The organism is Methylibium sp. T29 (assembly GCF_000576205.1).
GTDB lineage: Bacteria > Pseudomonadota > Gammaproteobacteria > Burkholderiales > Burkholderiaceae_C > Methylibium > Methylibium petroleiphilum.
Genome location: NZ_AZND01000530.1, coordinates 1 through 1,054 on the forward strand (window position 1 = coordinate 1; position 1,054 = coordinate 1,054).

A 1,054-nucleotide genomic window follows, 5' to 3' on the forward strand; every position below is an offset into this window, starting at 1 on the left:
CCGGCGCATGCCGCAGCGCGGCGCGCAGATGGGCGTCGCGCGCCACGTCGTCGTCACCGGCCGGCTCGGGCGGGTGCGGACGGTTCATGCGCTCCCCTCGGGCGCGGTCAGCACGCCCGCACCGGGCAGGTAGGCGCCCATGCAGGTGCGCAGCTTGCTCATCGCATAGCGCAGCCGGCTCTTGGCGGTCTCGAAACCCAGTTCCAGCGCGGCGGCCAGTTCGGCGAGCGACAGGCCGTCCTCGTGGTGCAGCAGGAACACCGCCTTCTGCGCGGCGGGCAGGCCATCCAGGCAGTCGAGCAGGCGCTGGCCGGCCGCACGCCAGAAGGCCTGGTCGTCGACGCCCTGCCCGTCGGCGCCGTGGGCGACCGGCCAGCGGGCCCAAGGCTCGCCGTCGGGTTCCCAGGGGTCGGGCCCCGGCGCGTCGACCGATACCTCCCGGCCGCTCCTGCGCAGGCAGTCGACCGCGCGGTGGTGGCCCAGCGTGAACAGCCAGGTGCGAAAGCTCGCGCCCTGCGGTGCCCAGCGGGTGCGCGCGTCGATCACGCGCAGCCAGGTGTCCTGGAACACCTCGTCGGTCTGTGCCGCGCAGGCGCTGCCGAGCAGCCTGCACACGAAGCGGTAGAGCGCGACGTGGTGGCGTGCGTAGAGCCGTTCGAAGGCGCGCGCGTCGCCGCCGGCGAAGGCCTGCATCAGCGTGTCGTCGGAGGGTTCGGGCGTGGGGTCGGGCATGGGCCTGCTCAGTCTGCCATCGCGGCGGTTCGGGCTTGTACGTGCGAGGGCCGCGAACGGGGTTGAACGGCGCGACGGCATTGGTCTTGACCCCGTTCGGGCGGCCCGGCCGTATCAGCCAGCCTGGGCGCGCGACGGATCGCGGGCCTCTGTCCTGTTCACCGACTGGAGTCGACGATGACCCTGCCTTCTTCCTTGTTCCCGGGTTGGCTGCGGCCGGCCGGGCTTGCCGCCGTCAGCCTGCTGAGCGCCTGCAGCGTCGGCTGGAGCGAGGCGCACGACTGGGTCTCGCCCGCGCCGGCGCGGGCCGAGGCCGTGCGTC

At 73.8% G+C, this 1,054-nt stretch carries 1 protein-coding gene; it reads right to left on the bottom strand.

Annotation, left to right across the window (positions count from 1 at the left end; genetic code table 11):
* Positions 1–84: 84 nt before the first annotated feature.
* On the bottom strand, positions 85–732 hold the full coding sequence (locus x551_RS22595; RefSeq protein WP_051495985.1) for a sigma-70 family RNA polymerase sigma factor: 648 nt from the start codon (positions 730–732) through the stop codon (positions 85–87).
* Between the last annotated feature and the right edge of the window lie 322 nt (positions 733–1,054).